The organism is Shewanella sp. T24-MNA-CIBAN-0130 (assembly GCF_040310185.1).
GTDB classification, from domain to species: Bacteria; Pseudomonadota; Gammaproteobacteria; order Enterobacterales; family Shewanellaceae; genus Shewanella; species Shewanella psychromarinicola.
In genome coordinates this window covers 1-266 of the sequence record NZ_JBEOPP010000340.1, presented here as the reverse complement: position 1 = coordinate 266, position 266 = coordinate 1, and the positions used below count along the sequence as shown (strand labels likewise).

Below are 266 nucleotides of genomic sequence, written 5' to 3'. Positions count from 1 at the left end.
GAGGTAAGTCATGTTAGTTCACACTCAACTATTCCACGATGAAATTACACTTAGGCGCTACTCTGAACGCACTCGAAAATCGTATCTTTATGCCATTAATCAACTGGTGAAGCATTACAATCAACCCATTGATACCGTGAGTGATATACAGCTCAGTGCCTATTTTCGTTATTTGAACCTTGATAAAGGTTTGTCTCGAGCAACCATCCAACTTCAACTGAACGGTATTCATTTTTACTTTGAACATGTCCTTAAACGTCATTTCA

General features: G+C 38.3%; 1 protein-coding gene. It reads left to right on the top strand.

Translation table 11 applies throughout. The features are described from left to right. Positions 1-10: 10 nt before the first annotated feature. Positions 11-266: phage integrase N-terminal SAM-like domain-containing protein (locus AAEZ02_RS22640; RefSeq protein WP_351125310.1), on the top strand; the 256-nt coding region annotated here is incomplete at its 3' end.